Raw genomic sequence first — 22,486 nt, 5'->3', positions numbered from 1 at the left:
AGGCTAGTTGAACACGCTTGTCAATGGCGCCGCACAGAACCTTTAAGTTCATAGGCTTATAACGTTGAATACGAGCGTTTGTTAACAGTAATGACTGACCGGTATCTTATCTTAGGTCAGTCTTCTTTTCAATTAAATTAAATATCATTTTTTTCTCTTTTGTTTTTTATTTTCCTTCGTGCTAAACTACTTCTACAATCTATAAAGGCGGTTATATCTAATGAAAAAGCGGAGGCGAATAAAGAAAAAGAACAACGTTGTCTTGTTTCCGAATCTTGAAAGGAGATTAGTTGAAAAGGCTTTATATAGTTTAAAAAACAAACAATATACAGAGGCAATACGTTTTTTTGAAGAAGCAAAGGCAATAGATCCTCTTAATGAGGAACTTCTTTTCGGATTAGTAGTTGCTTACTTTGAAGCAGGATATTTTATTGAGGCTAAAGAGGCTGCAAAGGAACTGTTAAATAGTGGCATCGGAGATTATTTTCAAATCGTCGATATATATATAATGATTCTCGTTCAATTACATGAACATGACGAAATAGTGAAGACAATTCAATCATTATTAGAAGAAAAGGAAATCCCAGATGAAAAAGTTGCACATTTTACAAGCTTACTTCAGTTTAGTAAAAAAGTGATTGAAGAAAGTACAGAAATAGAAAAAAGTCCGCAAAACGTTGAAAAGCATCAAAATAAGGATGTTTTCTCAGTTGACGGTGATCCGAAAAAACAAATGCTGCTTATTGCTGAGCTAGCAAATCAAAATATTAGACCTTACATAAGGGAAATAACAGATTTCCTTCAGAATCATCATGCTCATCCTTTTCTAAAAACAATGTTGCTAAATGAGTTAAAAGAACAAGAATATCATAAAGAAATGGTCGTCAACAAATTCGGGTTAACGAAAACGGTTAACCCTGTAAAAGTGCATGATGTTCGTTCACAACCCATGCTAAAAAAAATGATATTGACGATAAGAGAACAAATAGAAAATGAAGATCCAATTTTATTTGAAAATATGAAAACGATTCTCGAAAGACACTTTTTTCTTTTATATCCTTTTGAGCTTGAACAATATCAATTAAATGTATGGATAGCTGCATATCATTCAATATGTTTAGAATATATTGGTTTTGAGGATGCTCAAATAAATATCGCAGCCCGTTATTAAGTGTCAGAGAAAGAATTGCTGGAAGCTTGTGCGTTTATTCAGGAGTTGGAGGAAATTTCTTATCCAATTATTTAAGGCTCCCCTGTTGAAACAAAGTGACCTTATGTTATAATATAATGGTTGTATTGTGTAAACGCCACATATTTTTTCATTGAATGGATGGTATTTACCATGAAGAGGTATTCATTCATTTTATACTTAATGATTAATGAGAAATAGATTGTTGGAGGGAAACGTATGTCTACAAATTGGGAAAAAACAGCAGGGAACGAAGGAGTTCTTACAGTTGAAGTAGACGTGGAAAAAGTAAATAAAGGTTTAGATACAGCTTTTAAGAAAGTTGTTAAAACTCTTAATGTACCTGGATTTCGTAAAGGTAAATTACCGCGTCCTCTTTTTGAAAAGCGTTTTGGTGTCGAGGCTCTTTATCAAGATGCTTTAGATATTCTTCTTCCTGAAGCGTATATGAATGCAATAGAAGAAACTGGAATTGAACCAGTTGATCAACCTAACATTGATATTGAGCAAATGGAAAAAGGAAAACCGCTTATTTTCAAGGCAACGGTTACCGTTAAGCCTGAAGTTAAGCTTGGCAGTTATAAAGGGATTGAAGTTGAACAATTTGACACAAACGTAACAGACGAAGATATTGCGAACGAATTAAAAAATCTTCAACAACAACAGGCGGAATTAGTTGTGAAAGAAGAAGGCGAAGCAGAAAACGGAGACACAGTCGTGATTGATTTTGAAGGCTTTGTTGACGATGAAGCTTTTGAAGGTGGAAAGGCTGAAAATTACTCTCTAAAACTTGGTTCAAATTCTTTTATTCCTGGATTTGAAGATCAGTTAATAGGAATTCGCGCTGGTGAAGAAAGAGATGTAAATGTTACTTTCCCAGAAGAATATCATGCAGCAGAGCTTGCTGGAAAAGCTGCTTTATTTAAAGTGAAAGTGCATGAAATTAAAGCAGAAGAACTTCCTGAACTAGATGATGAGTTCGCAAAAGATGTTGATGAAGAAGTTGAAACTCTTGCTGATTTAAAAGAAAAGGTTAAAAACCGTTTACAAGAGAACAAGAACCATGAAGCAGAACATCATATTCGTGACACTGTCATTGAAAAAGCAACTGAAAATGCCGAAATTGATATACCGCCAGTCATGATTACTACAGAAGTTGATCGAATGATGAAAGAGTTTGAACAACGCTTACAAATGCAAGGAATGAATATGGATTTATATTATCAATTCTCTGGTCAAGACGAAGCAGCACTTCAAGAGCAAATGAAAGCAGAAGCTGAAAAGCGTGTTCGTACAAATTTAACACTTGAAGCAATTGGTAATGCTGAAAATATTTCAGTTAGTGATGAAGAAGTAAATGTTGAGTTAGAAAAAATGGCTGAAATGTACAAAATGACTCCAGAGCAAGTTAAAGAAGCTCTAGGGACGTTGGAAGGCATTCAAAAAGATGTAATCATTCGCAAAACAGTTGACTTCCTAATCGAGAACAGCACAACTTTAGAAGAATAAAACCATAATAACAGGGCGCGATGAATCTGTGCCTCAGCTTGTAGACAAAATCAATCTTTGAGCAAATTCCTCAGACTGATTGAAAACGCTAGTCAGTCGAGGCGCCGACTAACGAGATGGAAGCGAATAGAACAAGTCGTTCATGAGCTTACAACGGAGTGCGAGGAACAAAGAATGCGAGCGTTTGTCAACAGTCTGAGGCGCGATGAAATCGTGCCTTGTTTTATACATAAAATTACAACTTATATTGCCCTAAACATTTAAAAAAATACATATTATTTATATAAAAGTATTGATTTAATGAACACAAAAATGGTTAAGCTTAGATAGTACATAACATATAATAAAATAAAGAAATGTTTTATGGACTAAAGCAAGCGAATAGAACATGTATATATAATACATGAGACCATCTCGTTGTTTTTTTAATCATCCAAAAAAGGGGAAACAGCAGCTACTAGAACAAGTCGTTCATGAGTTTATATGGGGAAATGTGGAAGATTGTCGACAGTCAGAATATCTTATTTCTTCTTTTGTGGATTAGCAAACAAATCATACATAAAATACATACAAATGATAAGCTTTTTCATTGTAAAACGTAAGTGTTATTATTACCTGTCCATGCAAAAAGTATGGTACAATGCAATACATACTATTGAACAACAAATTGATTGTATGTATTGATTCATTGCCAATTTTAGCACAATTATAAGGTGAGCGATATTCACCTGCACGAGTATATAAAATGAAAAACAAATTTATAGCTTTTCTTTAAAATTTGTTTGCTGATAGTCCGATAATTTACATTTGTAAGAAGTTTTTTTAAGGGGTGAAATGATTGTTTAAATTTAATGATGAAAAAGGACAATTAAAGTGTTCTTTCTGTGGTAAAACACAAGATCAAGTGAGAAAATTAGTGGCAGGACCAGGTGTTTATATATGTGATGAATGTATTGAGCTTTGTTCAGAAATCGTAGAAGAGGAATTAGGCACAGAAGAAGAAGCAGAGTTCAAAGATGTACCAAAGCCGGCAGAAATAAAAGAAATCCTTGAAGAGTACGTCATTGGACAGGATCAAGCAAAAAAATCTCTGGCAGTTGCTGTTTATAATCATTACAAAAGAATAAACTCAAATAGTAAAATTGATGATGTAGAGCTTGCTAAGAGTAACATTTGTATGATTGGGCCGACAGGAAGTGGAAAAACATTACTAGCACAAACGTTAGCGAGAATATTAAATGTTCCATTCGCAATTGCTGATGCTACTTCTTTAACAGAAGCAGGTTATGTTGGTGAGGATGTTGAAAATATTTTATTAAAGTTAATCCAGGCCGCTGACTACGATGTTGAAAAAGCAGAAAATGGAATTATTTATATTGATGAAATTGACAAAGTTGCTCGTAAATCTGAAAATCCATCAATTACGCGTGATGTTTCAGGTGAAGGAGTTCAACAGGCGTTATTAAAAATATTAGAAGGTACTGTTGCGAGCGTTCCTCCTCAAGGGGGACGAAAGCATCCACATCAAGAATTTATTCAAATTGATACAACAAATATTTTTTTTATTTGTGGCGGTGCTTTCGATGGAATTGAACAAATTATTAAACGGCGTCTCGGACAAAAGGTAATTGGATTTGGTGCCGATCCAAAGCAAAGTGAGATTGAAGAAAAAGAACTTCTTTCAAAAGTTCTCCCAGAGGATTTATTGAAATTTGGGTTGATCCCAGAATTTATTGGACGTTTGCCAGTAATTGCAAGTCTTCAATCTTTAGATGAAAAAGCTTTAATTGAGATTTTAACAAAACCTAAAAATGCTCTCGTTAAGCAATTCCAAAAAATGCTTGAGTTAGATAATGTAACGTTGGAATTTGAAGATGAGGCATTAGCGGAAATTGCTAAAAAAGCAATTGAACGAAAAACTGGTGCCAGAGGCTTACGATCGATTATTGAAGGGATTATGCTCGATGTAATGTATGAGCTGCCATCTCGTGATGATATTGAAAAATGTATTATTACAAAGGAAACAGTTGTCGATAATAAAGCTCCTAAGCTTATTCTTATTGACGGTACAGTTGAAACGAAAGAGCGTAAAACGTCAGCATAAAAAAATTGAAATTCTCGAGAAACTGGTCAAAAACCAGTTTCTTTTTTTTTAGTGTGCCAGGCATGGCATTTATCTAGGTGGTGCAAGTCCACTGTGGGGGAACACATCATCCAACCACTAGGGAAGTGCAAGGTGCTTGTCGTGAGGCAAGAGCTGAAGGAAGCGTGTACCAAAATCTTGGTCTGACGAACAGAAATCTGATACCAAGGCTTTACAGAAGGATAAGACTACTAAACAAGTCAAAGTCCAAAAGATGTGCGTAACTCTGTGAAGTAAATCAGGCAGATAAAAAGAGGAAAGATAAATGTCTTACCCTGGGAGGTCTCACGAACAGTTGAGGAGTCCCCTATATAAAGAAAACTGGTCGAATAAGGTTTATCGTGAGAAGTCAGCAGAAACCATAGTAATGACAAAAGTCATGAAGGGTGGAACAATTTATAGTGTTTCTAACACCATGGATGCATGAGAGATAAATTTCAGAATGTGTTAATGAGGAAAGTATGGGCGTATCCCAAAGGATACTCAAAAGCGAAATGTCTCTCATCACAGAAAAGGAAAGGAAGAAACGAGTATGGAACTTTTAGAAGAAATATTAAGTAATGAAAATATGAATACTGCCTACAAACAGGTATATCGAAATAAAGGTGCGAGTGGCGTAGATGGTATATCCATTGAAGATTTGGCGTACCATCTTCGGAAGAATAAAGATGGCATACGCAATCAAATCCGAAAGCGAAAATACAAGCCAATGCCTGCGTTACGAGTCGAAATACCGAAAGATAATGGAAAGACGAGAAAACTAGGCATTCCCACAGTTGTTGACCGTGTGATTCAACAGGCGATTAGTCAAAAAGTTGAGTCCAATATTTGAACGACAATTTAGTGAGTATAGCTTTGGATTTCGCCCAGGAAGAAGTTGCGAACAAGCAATCGTTAAAGCATTAGAATTTATGAATGAAGGCTACACGTGGTTAATTGATATTGACCTAGAACGCTTCTTTGATACTGTCCATCATGATAAGTTAATGAGAATAATTTCTTATACAATCAAGGATGGCGATGTCATATCACTCATACGAAAATATCTAACAAGTGGAGTAATGGTGAATGGGAAACGTGAAAACACTCCCATTGGAACACCGCAAGGTGGTAACCTGAGTCCGCTATTAAGCAACATCATGCTTAATGAATTAGATAATGAATTAGAAGCAAGAAATCTAAATTTCGTCAGAGATGCGGATGATAGCATCATCTTCGTCAAAAGTGAAAAAGCAGCCAATCGTGTCATGAAATCTATCACAAATTTTATCGAAAAGAAACTTGGGTTAATCGTAAACGCAGAGAAAAGTAGAATATCAAGACCAGGAAATACGAAATTTCTAGGATTTGGATTCTATTATGATACGCATACGAAAAAATATCAACCACGAGCGCATCAAGATTCGGTACGGAAACTCCAAAGAAAGCTAAAACAGCTAACGAAACGCAACCAAGGAATCTCCCTAAATAACAGGATAATGAAATTAAGACAAGTTATTTACGGATGGGTGAACTACTTTAAAATCGCGAAGTTGAAAAAGATACTCACCACTACTGATGCGAAATTGCGCTCTAGGTTACGAGTCATCATTTGGAAACAATGGAAAAGTAATAAGAAGCGAATCCAATCACTTATTCAATTGGGTATACCTGAAGAAGAAGCCAAAGGACTGACCTATTGCCGAAAAGGATATCGGTACATAGGGCTATCGAAAGTTGTTCAAACAGCATTATCAAATAAACGTCTAAAGCAAAGAGGAATCCCCTTTGCCTTAGATTATTACTTAGAAGTTCATACTGCAATATAAGTTGAACCGCCGTATACGGAACCGTACGTACGGTGGTGTGAGAGGGATGGGAAGTTAAATAACTTTCCTCTCTACTCGATTCCTATCTAATTTGGTAAATTTTTAATTACGCCTGGAGTTCGATCCATTCAAATAACAATGAGTAGGAGGGGAAAAAAGTCCCACTACATGAAGTTTTACTCTATAAAATTTCATTGTTTATTCCAACAATGTGACGGAAATACTAGCAAGTATAAACATAAATATATATCGCAGGAGGGAATACAATGAGTTGGACGGGAATTGCCTTAATTGTTCAGCTATTTTTCGGAATTGTGATCGGCTTATATTTTTGGAATTTACTACGAAATCAGCGGACACAAAAGGTTTCAATTGATCGTGAATCACGAAAAGAAATGGAACAGCTTCGACAGATGAGAGCAATTTCTTTAACTGAACCATTATCCGAAAGGGTGCGCCCTTCCAGCTTTAAAGATATTGTTGGTCAAGAGGATGGAATAAAGGCGTTAAAAGCTGCGTTATGTGGACCAAATCCGCAGCATGTTCTAATTTACGGTCCTCCAGGAGTCGGGAAAACAGCGGCAGCAAGACTTGTGTTAGAAGAAGCAAAAAGAAATAGTAAATCGCCTTTTAAGCGATCCTCGGTTTTTATTGAATTAGATGCAACGACAGCAAGGTTTGATGAGCGAGGAATTGCAGATCCGTTAATTGGATCTGTTCATGATCCGATTTATCAAGGTGCAGGAGCAATGGGACAAGCTGGAATTCCTCAGCCAAAACAAGGAGCAGTTACAAATGCTCATGGTGGAGTGTTATTTATAGACGAGATTGGTGAATTACATCCAATTCAAATGAATAAATTATTAAAAGTGTTGGAGGATCGAAAAGTATTTCTTGAAAGTGCTTATTATCATGAAGAAAACAATCAAATTCCCAGTCATATTCATGACATCTTTAAAAATGGTCTGCCTGCAGATTTTCGGTTAATCGGTGCAACAACTAGAACACCAAACGAAATACCACCAGCAATTCGTTCGCGCTGTATGGAGGTATTTTTCCGCGAGTTAACTGTTGATGAAATAATGAAGGTCGCAAAAAAAGCTGCTGAAAAAGTGAACTTATTAATAAGTGATAACGGAGTAAATACTTTAGCTACATATGCCCGTAATGGAAGAGAAGTAGTAAACATGGTGCAAATAGCCGCTGGTCTTGCCATTACAAAGGATCGTAATTTTATTAAGGACGAAGATATAGAGTGGATTATCCATTCAAGTCAAATGACCCCAAGAATGGAACGAAAAATTGGTCATCGAGCTTCTATCGGTCTAGTAAATGGGCTAGCCGTATATGGTCCTAATACTGGTGCTTTGTTAGAAATTGAGGTGACTGTTATCCCTGCAAAAGATAATGGGACAATTAATATAACTGGTATCGTTGAGGAGGAAAGTATCGGTAACCAAGGGAAATCAATTAGACGGAAAAGTATGGCGAAGGGTTCGATTGAAAATGTGATAACTGTACTAAGGTCAATGGATGTTCCAGCAGATGACTATGATATTCACGTAAATTTTCCAGGGGGCATACCAATTGATGGTCCATCTGCAGGAATTGCAATGGCAACGGGAATTTATTCGGCGATTTATAAATTGCCAATTGATCATCAAGTAGCTATGACAGGTGAAATAAGTATTCACGGGAATGTGAAGCCAGTTGGCGGTGTGTATGCGAAGGTAAAAGCGGCTCAAAAAGCAGGTGCTAAAAAAGTCATTATTCCAAAAGAAAATATGCAAGCAATTTTAAATGAAATAGAAGGAATTGAAGTCATTCCTGTCCACTATTTAAATGAAGTATATAATATTGCATTTGTTAACAACAATTTTCATCAAAATGAAGCTACTACAGCCTCTGTAGAATTATCGAAAAAGGGAAATATTTAATTTTAGTTAGCTTCGGTTTCCAAACTTGAAATCGAAGCTTTTTATCAAGTATGAACTAAAAAAAATTAAGAATGTCGATTTGATGTCAATTTGAATGATAGGTTAAATAATTTGAAGGAATTTGATAGTAGACTCATTCGTGGGAGATTAGTTTCATACACAGTCATTCCAAGGATATAAATTAAGAACAACAACTCGCTTTATTCTTGATTTAGATTGTCAAAAGGAAAAATGAACTGAAAATCAAAAGAGCTGTCTAGACCAACTATTTAAGAAAGAAGATATATTAGTACTACAAATACTTCATGTTAATAGACACAATTTCGCAAATAAGATAGAATTGTACAAAGAATTGATTATATTTTAAGGAGATTATTCAAAAAGTTTAGGAAAATAACTGTCGATAAAAATGGTTCCATGTCCCGTTTTTTAGATGTTATTTTAGACCTGATTTTTTTGAAAAAAGATGCATTTGGAGGTGCAAAGTCATGACGAATAGTAAAGAGATCATCGTCCCCCTCCTGCCGCTTCGAGGCTTGCTTGTTTATCCAACGATGGTATTGCATTTAGACGTAGGGCGGGAAAAATCAATACAAGCACTTGAAAAAGCAATGGTAGATAACCATTTCATTTTTTTAACGACTCAAAAGGATACATCGGTCGATAATCCTGTAGAAGATGATCTATATACGATGGGAACGTTAACGCGTGTAAAGCAGATGTTAAAACTGCCGAACGGAACGATTCGTGTTCTAGTAGAAGGGTTAAATAGAGCTGAAATCATTTCTTTTCATGATAAAGAGGACTACTATGAGGTTAGTTTAAAATTATATGAAGACGATGTAGAAAAAGATGTAGAAACTAAAGCATTAATGAAAACAATTCTTAGTTATTTTGAACAATACATAAAGTTGTCAAAAAAAATTTCAGCAGAAACATATGCGACTGTTTCAGATATTGAAGAGCCGGGGAGAATGGCCGATATCATTGCGTCTCATCTGCCGTTGAAGCCAAAAGAAAAACAAGAAATACTTGAAACAATTAATATTAAGGAAAGACTTAAGCGAGTAATTGAAATTATCCATAACGAAAAAGAAGTGTTAAACCTTGAAAAGAAGATTGGTCAGCGAGTCAAACGTTCGATGGAACGAACGCAAAAGGAGTATTATTTGCGGGAACAAATGAAGGCAATTCAAAAAGAGCTCGGTGATAAGGAAGGTAAGGGCGGTGAAATCGACGAACTGACTGAAAAGATTGCTGAATCTGGGATGCCGGATCATGTAAGAGATACCGCAATGAAAGAGTTAAGCCGTTATGAAAAAGTGCCATCTAGTTCCGCGGAAAGTGCTGTTATTCGAAATTATATCGATTGGCTTATTTCTTTACCTTGGACGAAAGCGACTGAAGATGATTTAAATATTCAAAAAGCAGAACGAATTTTAAATAAAGATCACTATGGGTTGGAAAAAGTAAAAGAGCGGGTTCTAGAATATTTAGCTGTTCAAAAACTAACTAATTCATTAAAGGGACCGATCCTTTGTCTTGCTGGACCGCCGGGTGTTGGAAAAACAAGCTTGGCACGATCAATTGCCTCGTCATTAAATCGAAATTTTGTTCGAATATCACTTGGCGGAGTTCGTGATGAGTCGGAAATTCGAGGACATAGACGTACATATGTTGGAGCGATGCCAGGAAGAATTATTCAAGGAATGAAAAAAGCCCGAACAATTAATCCCGTGTTTCTTCTTGATGAAATTGATAAAATGTCAAGTGATTTTCGTGGTGATCCTTCAGCTGCATTGTTAGAAGTGTTAGATCCTGAACAGAATCATAATTTTAGTGATCACTTTATTGAGGAGCCGTATGACCTTTCAAAAGTTATGTTCATTGCTACGGCAAATAATCTTGCTACAATACCAGATCCGCTCCGTGACCGGATGGAAATTATTACGATTGCTGGATATACAGAGCTTGAAAAGCTTTATATTGCAAAAGACCATCTTTTACCGAAGCAAATTGCTCAACATGGCTTATCTAAAGGACAATTACAAATTCGTGAAGATGCAATTATAAAAATAATTCGCTACTACACCCGGGAAGCAGGTGTCCGGAGCTTAGAGCGACAGCTTGCTTCAATCTGTCGAAAAACAGCTAAAATTATCGTTTCTGGTGAAAAGAAACGGGTTATAATTACAGAAAAAAATATAGAAGATATTTTAGGAAAAACAAAATATCGCTACGGTCAAGCTGAACTTGAAGACCAAATCGGAGTTGCGACTGGTCTTGCATATACTACTGTAGGTGGGGATACTTTACAAATTGAGGTTTCTTTATCACCTGGTAAAGGGAAACTTGTGTTGACAGGAAAGCTTGGAGACGTAATGAAAGAATCGGCACAGGCGGCTTTTAGTTTTGTGCGTTCAAAAGCAAAAGAATTAGGTATTGATGACGAATTCCATGAAAAATTAGATATTCATATTCACGTTCCTGAAGGAGCTGTACCAAAGGATGGACCATCGGCTGGTATTACAATTGCAACTGCATTAGTTTCAGCATTAACAGGGAGGAAAATACGCAAAGAGGTGGGGATGACTGGAGAAATAACGTTAAGAGGTCGAGTCTTGCCCATTGGCGGTCTAAAGGAAAAATCATTAAGTGCTCATCGTGCTGGTTTAACAAAAATTATTTTACCGAAAGATAACGAAAAAGATATTGATGATATCCCTAAAAGTGTTCGGGATGAATTGAAATTTATTCCTGTGTCTCATCTCGATGAAGTACTCGAACATGCCTTGACAGGTGGTGAATTATGAAAGTAACAAGCTCTGAAATTGTCATTAGTGCTGTAAAACCAGAACAATATCCTCAAGAAAGCTTACCTGAGTTTGCTCTAGCAGGACGCTCAAATGTTGGCAAATCATCGTTTATTAATAAAATGATCCAAAGGAAAAGTTTAGCAAGGACTTCATCGAAGCCTGGAAAAACACAAACGTTAAACTTTTACCTTATTAATGAAAAACTATATTTTGTTGATGTTCCTGGATATGGATTTGCAAAAGTGTCAAAAAAAGAGCGTGAGGCTTGGGGGAAAATGATTGAAACGTATTTAACAGAACGCAAACAATTGAAAGCAGTCATTTTAATTGTTGATTTACGCCATCCCCCTACGGATGATGATATATTAATGTATGATTTTTTAAAACATTATCAAATTCCTTGTATTGTTATTGCAACGAAAGCAGATAAAATTCCAAAAGGAAAATGGCAAAAACATTTAAATATAACAAGACAGACATTGCAACTTGATGCAAAAGATCATTTAATATTATTTTCATCTGAAACAGGAGAAGGAACTGAAAGAACTTGGTCAGCACTTGAGTTATACATGTAAATTCATCGTAAATGATGATGTAAAGTTTTGCCCCCCGCCATCATGTTGGCGGGGGGCAAAGTTTTTTCCAAGAGTTCATATGATCTGTCTCTAAGGGCGCTTCTTTGAACTAGACGTACCCATCTAATATAAATAGCACATAGCTATTTATGCTATGCAGAGCATGTAGACAAAGTCAATATTTGAAATAAATACCTGAAAGACTAAGTGCAGGTTTCATTATCTTCTGTCATATTCTCATGTTACACGCTCATTTACACAAGATGCTTGAACTTTATCTTCGTCTTTAATTCCACCAGATTTTGTATTTATATGTAACAACAGAAGCGCTTATCCTTAAACTTTAAAACTATATTTAAGTACATAAATTCCAATTATTTTAATTTTTTTAATCATACATAGAATGATACTTCCAGTTAGGTTCAATAAAATAAATTTTATCCATTTCTATATTTAACGATATCGTTTAAAATGATCATCTTTTTAAATAATATTCACCATAAAAATAAGAATATTCCTTTATTGTTAGCAATATGTACTATTTAAATGCATATCGTTGTAAATAACAGCTTACTAGAGTTGATGCAGTGAGAGAAGAATATAGGTTTATAAATTGCGATTTTTCACGAAATATGAATTTTGAGAATATTGTTCTTGAATGTTAAGGTTAAACATATGTTTTTCATAAATAGATAGAAGGGGGGATGTAGCCTGGTGAAGCATTGTTTTAAGGGATTGCTGTTTTTAGTGTTTATGATTGTTCTTACAGCCTGTGGAGGAAAAGTAACAACAAGCAATGGTTATGAACTTGTTGAGAAAGAGAAATTTATTTTTTCAGCTTCAGGCGAATTTAAACCGTTTAGTTACATGGATAAAGATGGGAAAATGATCGGCTTTGACATAGAAGTTGGTGAAGCAATTGCAAAAGAATTAGGGCTTGAGCCCGTACAGAAAAAATTTAAATTTGGGAGTATTGTAGAAGGTGTAAAGTCAGGTCGATTTGATGCAGCTATTGCAAGTCATACAATAACTGAAGAACGCCTCAAAGAAGTGAACTTTTCAACCCCATATTACTACTCAGGAGCACAAATTTTTGTTCGTCCTGATGATCCATTCAAAACCCTCGATGATTTAAAGGATAAAGAAGTGGCTGTTTCAAGGGGCTCCACATTTGCCAATATTCTTTCGGGAGTAACTGATAATATTATTTTATTAGATAGTGATGTAACCGCACTTGAAGCTTTATCTAAAGGAAAACATGATGCAGTCATTACTGATTTTATTACTGGAAAAGAAGCGATTGGTTCAGGTATGAAGATTGAGGGAAGAGACATGCTTGAACAAAGTGAACAAGGAATCGGAGTTGCAAAGGATAATAAAGTTCTCATTGAAAAAATTAATGAAGCTTTAGAAACGCTACGCAAAAATGGAACATTAAAGGAAATTAGTGTTAAGTATTTTGGTGAGGACATTACGGTTCAACCTGGAAGCTAGGTAAGAGGCGAATGTGTGTTATTTATGCATTCGCCTATTTTTTTCAATACGGCTATACTAAATATCCCTGTTTATCAGGATAAGCTTAAAACAACAAGATTGTTTAACAGTTAAGGAGGAATGTTCTTGGAATTATTTACAAAATTCATTAATACCTACGACATGTTTTTAAAGGGAATGGTTCTCACTTTCCAATTAACAATCATATCTGTGTTGATTGCAATTTTTATTGGTTTATTTTTTTCCTTTTTAAAAATTTCAAAGGTAAAATTATTTGAATGGCTAGCGGATCTGTATATTTTCATTATAAGAGGGACCCCATTAATTGTTCAAATTTTTGTTTTTTTCTATGGACTTACAGCAATTAACATCTCACAATTTTGGGCCGTTATTTTAGGTCTTGCTTTTCACAATGGTGCATATATCGCCGAAATTTTTAGAGGATCAATCCAATCCATTGATAAGGGGCAAATGGAAGCTGGTCGTTCTTTAGGAATGACAGCAGGATTGACGATGAGAAGAATTATTTTACCACAAGCTTTTAAACGAGCTATCCCACCGCTTGGTAACCAATTTATCATCGCTTTAAAGGATTCATCACTCGCCTCATTTATCGGAATGTACGAGCTGTTTAATGTTGCAACAACTTACGGTTCTAATGAATACGATTACATGAGTTATCTATTAATAGTAGCCATATATTATTTAATCCTCGTCTTTATTTTCTCAGCAATCGTAAAGATAGTAGAAAAACGAATGGAGGTTAGTGACTAACTTGGATAAATCAATGATGATTAAAGTAGAGAAATTAAATAAATCATTTGGAGATTTGCATGTATTAAAAGATGTTGATTTGACAGTAAAAGAAAGTGAAGTTGTTTGTTTAATAGGTGCGAGTGGTTCAGGAAAAAGCACGTTGCTCCGCTGTTTAAATTTCCTTGAATTAAAAGATAACGGTAATATTTTTATTGCTGGTGAAAAAATTGAAATGGGAACTCATGATTTAAATAATGTGAGATCTAAGGTTGGAATGGTGTTTCAACATTTCCACCTTTTCCCTCATAAAACGGTAATTGAAAATATCGTAGAGGCACCGATTTATGTTAAAAAAAATCAAAAAGATGAGGCGATAAAAGAAGCAAGAAGTTTGTTAAAGAAAGTGGGACTACTTGATAAAGAGAACGTGTACCCAGCTAAACTTTCAGGAGGTCAAAAACAACGTGTTGCGATTGCAAGAGCATTAGCAATGAAGCCGGCTATTATGTTATTTGATGAACCGACATCAGCATTAGACCCCGAATTAGTTGGTGAAGTATTAGCAACGATGAAGCAATTGGCGAATGAAGGTATGACAATGATTGTTGTTACTCATGAAATGGGTTTCGCACGAGAGGTGGCGGATTGGGCTGTATATATGCATGATGGCCGTATCATTGAAGTAGGTCATCCTGATGAACTATTTGTAAATCCGAAAGAGCAGCGGACAAAAGACTTTTTAGATTCTGTTTTGTAAATATTTAAAGTAAAAATGATTACCCGCCAGACTGTTGAAAAACGAACTTATGAACGTCTGGTCAATTCGCTTCTGCTTCATGCTACGCGCCTTGACTGACAAGCGTTTTCAATCAGTCTGGGGGAATTTACAGATTTTTAAACAAATAGCTCCTAAAAAGACGTTTATTCTCTATATTTTTGAAAAACACTCGTTTGGCCTTCATTGTAAGTTCATGAACGAACGATCGTCCTATTCACTTCCGGCTTGCAAGTGTTTTTAATTAGTTTTTCGACATTTTGTTGAAATAAGTATATACAGTCCGATGGGGGTAGTCTCGAAAAGAGGTTACCCTATTTTTTTGTCTCTTATTAAGAAAAAGGTAAAGCCGAGAACGAGTAAGATAGCTGGTAGTATTCTCCATACAAATGCACTGTCAACTTCAGTTATACCAAGCCATTGAAAAATTTGGTCATAAAAAAGGAGCAAAATGGCCAAAATGAGAAAAAGCGCTCCTTGAAAAAAACCGGTTCGAGTTTTTTGGAAACGTAATAAAAATCCAAGAGCTATGATAAGGATAAAAACTCCAATATGATCTGGCCATAGTTTTAGTTGGTTTATAACGTGAAAGTGCAAACCAAAGCCAAATAAAATAACTCCTGGTAAAATGGCTTCATAATCTTGGGCTAAGAAAGCTTGTCCTAAAAAGGAAATGCCAACAATAATTAATAGTGTAGGCCACTCGAAAAAATTTGGAAATATTGTAATATTTGCTTCTTGAAAAAATAAATAAATACTAAAACCTACTAAAATAAAACCTGAGAAAAAACGTTGTTGTTTCATTAAACCACCACTTCCAATTACTTCACTTGAATCCAAAAATCTTTTTTGATACTGTAAAGAAGGAGCTATGTCTGTCGAAATTTGTTATTTTCTTTATTTATGATAGCATATGTTTCAGATTATGTTCACATTTTTTCAAAAAAGTATCGATTTATCATGCTATAATGGATATATATTATGTATTATTAATTGGGGTGAATGTGAAAATGCATATTCTTGTCGTAGGCCTAAATTACAAAACTGCCCCTGTTGAAATTCGTGAACGATTAACGTTTAACGAAACAGAATTAGCGGATGCGATGAGAACATTGAAAGATAAAAAAAGCATCCTTGAAAATGTCATTCTGTCAACTTGTAATCGGACAGAGATTTATGCTGTCGTCGATCAACTTCACACAGGTCGTTATTATATAAAGCAGTTTCTGTCAGAATGGTTTGAACTTGACCAAGAAGATTTTTCTCCTTATTTGTTTATTTATGAGCAAGATGGTGCGATTGAACATTTATTTAAGGTTGTAAGCGGTTTAAACTCAATGATTTTGGGGGAAACGCAAATTATCGGACAAGTTCGCTCAAGCTTCTTGCTTGCACAAAAAGAGGGTACAACAGGTACTTTATTTAATCAACTGTTTAAGCAGGCAATTACTCTTGCTAAACGCGCTCATTCTGAAACAGAAATTGGTGCAAATGCTGTTTCAGTAAGTTATGCAGCAGTTGAACTTGCAAAAAAAATTTTTGGAACCCTCGAAAACAAGCACGTCCTTATACTAGGTGCAGGAAAAATGGGTGAGCTTGCAATTAAAAACCTCCATGCAAATGGTGCAAGTAAAGTAACGGTCATGAATAGAACTTATGAGAAAGCGAAAGATTTAGCAAAACGATTTTCCGGTGAAGCTAAATCTATTGAAGAGCTCCAATGTGCACTTGCAGATGCAGACATTTTAATTAGTTCAACAGGAGCAAAAAACTTTGTTATTACTAAAGAGATGATGTTAAACGTAGGAAAAGCGCGAAAGGGAAAGCCGCTTTTTATGGTAGATATCGCTGTTCCTCGTGACTTAGATCCGCAGCTAAGCGAGATGGAGAGCGTATTTTTATACGATATAGATGATTTAGAGGGAATTGTACAGGCAAACTTAGCAGAACGTAGAAAAGCAGCAGAAAAAATTATGATAATGATTGAAGGAGAAATGATTGAGTTTAATCAATGGCTCAATATGCTCGGTGTTGTTCCTGTTATTTCCGCTCTCCGGGAGAAAGCGTTAACAATTCAAGCTGAAACGATGAAAAGTATCGAACGAAAACTTCCTAACTTAAGTGATCGTGAACGAAAAGTTTTAAATAAACATACAAAAAGTATCATTAATCAGCTGTTACGCGATCCAATTCTACAAGTAAAAGAACTGGCTGCACAACCTAATGCTGATGAATCGTTAGAGTTGTTTATGAAGATTTTCAATATTGAGCAGCTTGTTGAAGAACAAAGAGCGGAAAAAGCAGTTGAACCTAGAAAAGTTCAAGCTCATGCACCTCAAGCTTCCCTTCAATCTTAAAAGGGGTTTCCTCCATGGTTGAGATTTTTTTGGCGAGGCTGCATGAACTTATGGTTGTATTGTATGCCTTGAGCGTTCTTTTATATTTTATTGATTTTCTTCATAGCAACCGGAAGGCAAATTCAATCGCCTTCTGGTTACTTGCGTTTGTTTGGATTTTACAAACTATTTTTTTAATTTTGTATATGTTAAAAACAGGAAGATTCCCTGTCTTGACAATTTTTGAAGGACTTTATTTTTACGCATGGGTATTGATCACTCTATCGTTAGTAATCAATCGGTTGTTACGGGTTGATTTTACAGTTTTCTTTACAAATGTACTTGGATTTTTAATAATGGTTATTCATACATTTGCACCTTTTCAATTTGAATCAAGGGTGATGAGTGAGCAGCTTGTTTCTGAACTTCTGCTAATTCATATAACGATGGCAATCCTTTCATACGGTGCATTTTCTTTATCATTTGTATTTTCTCTTCTTTATTTAATTCAATATGATTTATTAAAACAGAAAAAATGGGGGGACAGACTATTAAGGATAGCAGATTTAACAAAGTTGGAGAATATGTCCTACGTATTAAATGTAATAGGGGTACCGATGCTAATATTAGCCTTAATTTTAGGTATTCAATGGGCATTTATTAAGTTGCCAAATATGAATTGGTTCGATACTAAAATTATTGGTTCATTTGTTGTCTTAAGTGTTTACAGCTTTAATTTATATTTAAGAGTAAGAAAAGATATTCATGGTAAAACGATAGCCCTTTTGAATGTAGGTTCATTTTTAATTGTGTTAATAAATTTCTTCTTGTTTGGACGGCTATCATCGTTTCATTTTTGGTATTCGTAATAGAAAAGACTTATATTTAGGATTACATTAACAAACAGGATAAAATTACAGGAGGCTGCTATGAGAAAAATTATCGTCGGATCAAGACGGAGTAAGCTTGCGATCACACAAACAAAATGGGTAATTGAACAATTAAAAAAACTCGGTGTCCCTTTTGATTTTGAGATGAAAGAAATTGTTACTAAAGGGGATCGAATATTAGATGTAACGTTATCAAAGGTAGGCGGAAAAGGATTGTTTGTTAAAGAAATTGAGCAGGCGATGCTAAATAAAGAGATTGATATGGCAATACATAGTATGAAAGATATGCCTGCTGTTCTGCCAGAAGGGCTTATGATTGGCTGTATACCTAAACGGGAAGATCATCGTGATGCTCTTATTTCTAAAGGAAATGTTCCCTTTCACGAATTAAAACAAGGTGCAATTATCGGTACAAGCAGTTTGCGACGGGGTGCCCAATTATTAGCGAAACGTCCAGATCTTCATATTAAGTGGATTCGCGGTAACATTGATACACGCTTGAACAAATTAAAAACAGAGGAATACGATGCGATTATATTGGCTGCAGCAGGTTTGTTTCGGATGGGATGGGCAAAAGATGTTATTTCAGATTTTTTAGAGCCTGATATTTGTCTCCCAGCTGTTGGACAAGGAGCTCTTTCAATTGAATGTCGCGATGATGATCATGAGTTGCTTGATCAGTTAAGTAAGCTAACTTGTGATCATACTGAAAAAACTGTTAAAGCAGAAAGAGCCTTTCTTCATAAGATGGAAGGGGGTTGTCAAGTACCAATTGCTGGATATGCAACAATCAATCATAAAGACGACATTGCCCTAACTGCACTTGTTGCTTCACCAGATGGAAAAACGATTCTTAAAGAACGAGTTACTGGTCATGATCCAGTAGAAGTAGGGTGTCGTGCGGCCGAGCTTCTTGCGGATAAGGGTGCACTTCAGTTAATCCATTCTGTAAAAAAGGAGCTCGATCAATAATGAGTGACGTTCCTTTGCAAGGGAAAAATATTCTTATTCCTAGAGGAAAGCTTCAAGCAAAGGCATTTTCTGAAGCTATTAAGGAACACGGGGGAGTGCCGATTGAAATTCCTCTAATCGGCTTTCGGCCTACGCAGATTAGAGAGGAACTTCAACAAGCGATTGAACAAATTGATCAGTATGACTGGCTAATTATTACAAGTATTAACTCAGCCCGGTTTTTTTTAACAAAAATCCCTGCTAATTTGCCATCTATGCCAAAAATCGCGGCAATTGGTGAAAAAACAGAACGAGTTATAAAGGAGCTTGGATTTAACGTAGCTTTTACTCCTAGTGAGTATGTCGCTGAAGGCTTTGTAAAGGAGTTTTTACCAATCATATCACAAGGGGAAAAGGCGCTTTTGCCAAAAGGCGATTTAGCAAGAGGTGTCATTGTCTCCGCGCTACAGAAAAATAATATTCAAGTAAATGAACTCATTATTTATGAAACATTTCTTCCAGAGGAAAGTAAGCAACAGTTAATGAAGACATTAACAGAAACAAAATTACACATTTTAACATTTACGAGTTCGTCAACAGTTGATCATTTTATGGCTGTCGTAAATGAGGCAAAATTGCATGATAAAATAAAGGAAAGTATCGTTGCGTGTATTGGACCAATTGCAAAGAAAACTGCTGAAAGTCACGGACTAACAGTGCATGTTTGTCCATCTATTTATACCGTAGATGCAATGATCTTACAATTAATTCACTATGTATCAGAAACGAGATTGGAGGCTAAATGATGAAAGATTTACATTTTACCCGTCATCGCCGTTTACGGCAAAGTGCGAATATGCGTGCGATTGTTCGAGAAACCCATTTACATGTAGAAGATTTTATCTATCCCCTGTTTATTGTTGTAGGTCAAAATATTAAACAGCAAGTACAGTCTATGCCAGGAGTTTATCAGTTATCAATTGATCAGTTAGAAACAGAAATAGAAGAAATTATTTCTTTAGGAATTAAGTCGATTATATTATTTGGTGTTCCAATTGAAAAAGACGAGCTTGGTATAGGGGCTTACCATAATCATGGAATTGTTCAAGAAGCAACTCGATTTATAAAGAAACACTTTCCAGATATAATTGTTGTAGCTGATACATGTTTATGTGAGTATACAAGTCATGGTCATTGCGGTGTTGTTGAAAAAGGAGGAAAGGTATTAAACGATCCTTCATTAGATTTATTAGCGAAAACGGCAGTTAGTCAAGCAGAGGCTGGAGCGGATATTATCGCACCATCAAATATGATGGATGGGTTTGTGGCAGCAATTCGAGCGGGTCTTGATGAAGCAGGATTTGAAGATGTTCCGATTATGTCTTACGCAGTAAAATATGCCTCCGCTTTTTACGGACCATTTCGTGATGCGGCAGATAGTACGCCTCAATTTGGGGATCGTAAGACGTACCAAATGGATCCAGCCAATCGCCTCGAAGCTATGAGAGAAGCAGAATCGGATGTGTTAGAGGGTGCCGATTTTTTAATAGTAAAGCCTGGTATGCCATATTTAGATATTGTGCGTGACGTAAAAAATAATTTTAATTTGCCGGTTGTAGTTTACAATGTAAGTGGTGAATATTCGCTTATTAAAGCAGCCGCACAAAATGGCTGGATTGATGAAAAAGGTGTCGTGATGGAAATGCTTACGAGTATGAAACGGGCTGGAGCAGATCTTATTATTACTTATTTTGCAAAAGATGCGGCTCGTTGGTTAGCAGAGTAATTTTCGATTATTAAAAATGATGATAGAAAAGAGGGATTTTTTAGATGCGGTCATATGAAAAGTCAAAAAAAGCTTTTAGTGAAGCAAAAACACTTATGCCTGGCGGAGTAAATAGCCCTGTTCGTGCATTTAAATCTGTAAAAATGGATCCAATTTTTATGGAACATGGAAAAGGATCGAAAATATATGATATTGACGGTAATGAATATATTGACTACGTTTTATCATGGGGACCATTAATTCTTGGTCATGCAAATGAAAAAGTAGTTGAGGAAATCAAAAAAGTAGCAGAAAAAGGTACAAGCTTTGGTGCACCTACGATTGTTGAAAATGAACTAGCAAAACTCGTAAAAGAACGCGTTCCTTCTATAGAGATTATTAGAATGGTTTCATCCGGAACAGAAGCGACGATGAGTGCTCTAAGATTAGCACGAGGATATACGAAACGGAATAAAATAATGAAATTTGAAGGTTGCTATCACGGTCACGGGGATTCTTTATTAATTAAAGCCGGGTCTGGAGTGGCAACATTGGGCTTGCCTGATAGCCCTGGTGTTCCAGAAGGCGTCGCAAAAAATACAATTACCGTACCATATAACGATCTAGATAGTGTTAAATATGCTTTTGAACGCTATGGTGAAGATATTGCTTGTATTATCGTTGAACCTGTTGCAGGAAATATGGGTGTCGTTCCTCCGCAACCAGGTTTTTTAGAAGGGTTGCGTGAAATTACAGAGCAATATGGTTCATTGTTAATTTTTGATGAAGTCATGACAGGGTTCCGTGTTGATTATCATTGTGCACAAGGCTATTTTGGGATTACGCCTGATATTACTTGTTTAGGGAAAGTAATTGGAGGAGGTCTTCCTGTTGGAGCATATGGGGGCAAGGCTGAAATAATGGAAAAAATTGCTCCAAGCGGTTCAATTTATCAAGCCGGTACACTTTCAGGTAATCCATTGGCTATGACTGCAGGGTTGTACACACTAAGCCAGTTAACACGGGAAAGCTATAGCGAATTTATACGAAAAGCTGATATGCTTGAGGCAGGGTTAAAGAAGGCTGCTGAAAAGTATAATATTCCACATACAATTAATCGAGCCGGTTCGATGATTGGCTTTTTCTTTACGACTGAGGATGTTGTTAACTACGAAAAAACGAAAACTTCCAACCTGGATTATTTTGCGAAATACTATCAAGAGATGGCTAATGGAGGTATTTTCTTACCGCCATCACAGTTTGAAGGACTGTTTTTATCAACAGCCCATACTGATGAAGATATCGAAAAAACAATTAGTGCGGCTGAAACTGCATTTTCAAAATTGAAAGGTTAAATTTTTAAACGAGAACATAGACAAACTCAACATTTGTATCAATTTTATGCAGGTGTCAGTCGAGAAGCGCAGCACTAGGCAAAAACGATAAAAACTGTCGTTCATCAGTTTATTTGTCAACAATCTGACCACTTACTGTTTTTACAGGTAAGTGGTTTTTTTATGCATATTTTTATGTAAAGAAGCA

At 35.7% G+C, this 22,486-nt stretch carries 18 protein-coding genes; 17 read left to right on the top strand and 1 reads right to left on the bottom strand.

From position 1 onward, the window contains the following. Window positions 1-220 precede the first annotated feature (220 nt). From K6959_RS12150 to K6959_RS12105, 11 genes are all read left to right on the top strand, one after another. Window positions 221-1,171, top strand: a complete 951-nt coding sequence (locus tag K6959_RS12150; RefSeq protein WP_223086626.1) for a tetratricopeptide repeat protein — start codon at window positions 221-223, stop codon at window positions 1,169-1,171. A 237-nt stretch (window positions 1,172-1,408) separates the two neighbouring features. Next, a complete protein-coding gene (gene tig / locus K6959_RS12145; RefSeq protein ID WP_163242122.1) occupies window positions 1,409-2,698 on the top strand; it encodes a trigger factor in 1,290 nt (429 codons plus the stop codon). A gap of 838 nt (window positions 2,699-3,536) precedes the next feature. Further along, window positions 3,537-4,802 (top strand): ATP-dependent protease ATP-binding subunit ClpX, encoded by a 1,266-nt coding sequence (clpX, locus tag K6959_RS12140; protein WP_223086624.1) that lies wholly within the window; start codon window positions 3,537-3,539, stop codon window positions 4,800-4,802. Between the two features lie 571 nt (window positions 4,803-5,373). After that, window positions 5,374-5,673 (top strand): hypothetical protein, encoded by a 300-nt coding sequence (locus K6959_RS19885; protein WP_394372994.1) that lies wholly within the window; start codon window positions 5,374-5,376, stop codon window positions 5,671-5,673. After that, the gene (locus K6959_RS12135) at window positions 5,657-6,649 is read left to right on the top strand and encodes a reverse transcriptase domain-containing protein (RefSeq protein WP_394372993.1); all 993 of its coding nucleotides are present in this window, start codon (window positions 5,657-5,659) and stop codon (window positions 6,647-6,649) included. The genes K6959_RS19885 and K6959_RS12135 overlap by 17 nt, the downstream gene beginning before the upstream one ends. A 266-nt stretch (window positions 6,650-6,915) precedes the next feature. Then, window positions 6,916-8,586 (top strand): ATP-dependent protease LonB, encoded by a 1,671-nt coding sequence (gene lonB, locus K6959_RS12130; protein WP_163241873.1) that lies wholly within the window; start codon window positions 6,916-6,918, stop codon window positions 8,584-8,586. A 488-nt stretch (window positions 8,587-9,074) separates the two neighbouring features. Beyond that, a complete protein-coding gene (gene lon, locus K6959_RS12125) occupies window positions 9,075-11,399 on the top strand; it encodes an endopeptidase La (RefSeq protein ID WP_163241872.1) in 2,325 nt (774 codons plus the stop codon). Further along, a complete protein-coding gene (gene yihA, locus K6959_RS12120; RefSeq protein WP_163241871.1) occupies window positions 11,396-11,977 on the top strand; it encodes a ribosome biogenesis GTP-binding protein YihA/YsxC in 582 nt (193 codons plus the stop codon). The genes lon and yihA overlap by 4 nt, the downstream gene beginning before the upstream one ends. 714 nt (window positions 11,978-12,691) lie before the next feature. After that, complete coding sequence (locus K6959_RS12115) at window positions 12,692-13,471, top strand: transporter substrate-binding domain-containing protein (protein WP_394372992.1); 780 nt, start codon at window positions 12,692-12,694, stop codon at window positions 13,469-13,471. 126 nt (window positions 13,472-13,597) lie between these two features. Next, the gene (locus K6959_RS12110) at window positions 13,598-14,245 is read left to right on the top strand and encodes an amino acid ABC transporter permease (protein WP_262421782.1); all 648 of its coding nucleotides are present in this window, start codon (window positions 13,598-13,600) and stop codon (window positions 14,243-14,245) included. Between the two features lie 16 nt (window positions 14,246-14,261). Next, complete coding sequence (locus K6959_RS12105; protein WP_223088373.1) at window positions 14,262-14,984, top strand: amino acid ABC transporter ATP-binding protein; 723 nt, start codon at window positions 14,262-14,264, stop codon at window positions 14,982-14,984. Between the two features lie 327 nt (window positions 14,985-15,311). On the opposite strand, the gene K6959_RS12100 is transcribed toward K6959_RS12105, so the two are convergent. Next, window positions 15,312-15,842, bottom strand: coding sequence for a hypothetical protein (locus K6959_RS12100; protein ID WP_374058355.1), 531 nt, complete (start codon window positions 15,840-15,842; stop codon window positions 15,312-15,314). Window positions 15,843-16,012: 170 nt separating this feature from the next. Here K6959_RS12100 and hemA point away from each other — a divergent pair, with 170 nt between their 5' ends. From hemA to hemL, 6 genes are read left to right on the top strand one after another with little or no spacing between them, the layout of a single operon-like run. Next, window positions 16,013-17,359 carry a glutamyl-tRNA reductase gene (gene hemA, locus K6959_RS12095; protein WP_163241868.1) on the top strand — a complete coding sequence of 449 codons (1,347 nt, stop codon included), beginning with the start codon at window positions 16,013-16,015 and terminating at the stop codon, window positions 17,357-17,359. 14 nt (window positions 17,360-17,373) lie between these two features. Beyond that, window positions 17,374-18,207, top strand: a complete 834-nt coding sequence (locus K6959_RS12090; RefSeq protein WP_223086621.1) for a cytochrome C assembly family protein — start codon at window positions 17,374-17,376, stop codon at window positions 18,205-18,207. Between the two features lie 60 nt (window positions 18,208-18,267). Next, window positions 18,268-19,200 (top strand): hydroxymethylbilane synthase, encoded by a 933-nt coding sequence (gene hemC, locus K6959_RS12085; protein WP_163241866.1) that lies wholly within the window; start codon window positions 18,268-18,270, stop codon window positions 19,198-19,200. After that, a complete protein-coding gene (locus K6959_RS12080) occupies window positions 19,200-19,985 on the top strand; it encodes a uroporphyrinogen-III synthase (protein ID WP_163241865.1) in 786 nt (261 codons plus the stop codon). The genes hemC and K6959_RS12080 overlap by 1 nt, the downstream gene beginning before the upstream one ends. After that, window positions 19,985-20,965 carry a porphobilinogen synthase gene (gene hemB / locus K6959_RS12075; protein ID WP_223086619.1) on the top strand — a complete coding sequence of 327 codons (981 nt, stop codon included), beginning with the start codon at window positions 19,985-19,987 and terminating at the stop codon, window positions 20,963-20,965. Before K6959_RS12080 ends, hemB begins: the two co-directional genes overlap by 1 nt. Before the next feature lie 44 nt (window positions 20,966-21,009). After that, entirely contained in the window at window positions 21,010-22,299 is a 1,290-nt protein-coding gene (hemL, locus tag K6959_RS12070; protein ID WP_223086617.1) for a glutamate-1-semialdehyde 2,1-aminomutase, read from the top strand. The last annotated feature ends 187 nt before the right edge of the window (window positions 22,300-22,486 follow it).

The sequence above is a fragment of the Bacillus aquiflavi genome (assembly GCF_019915265.1).
Lineage (GTDB): Bacteria > Bacillota > Bacilli > Bacillales > Cytobacillaceae > Bacillus_BT > Bacillus_BT aquiflavi.
The sequence above is the reverse complement of the archived record's forward strand: the minus strand, read 5'-3'. Positions and strand labels throughout refer to the sequence as shown.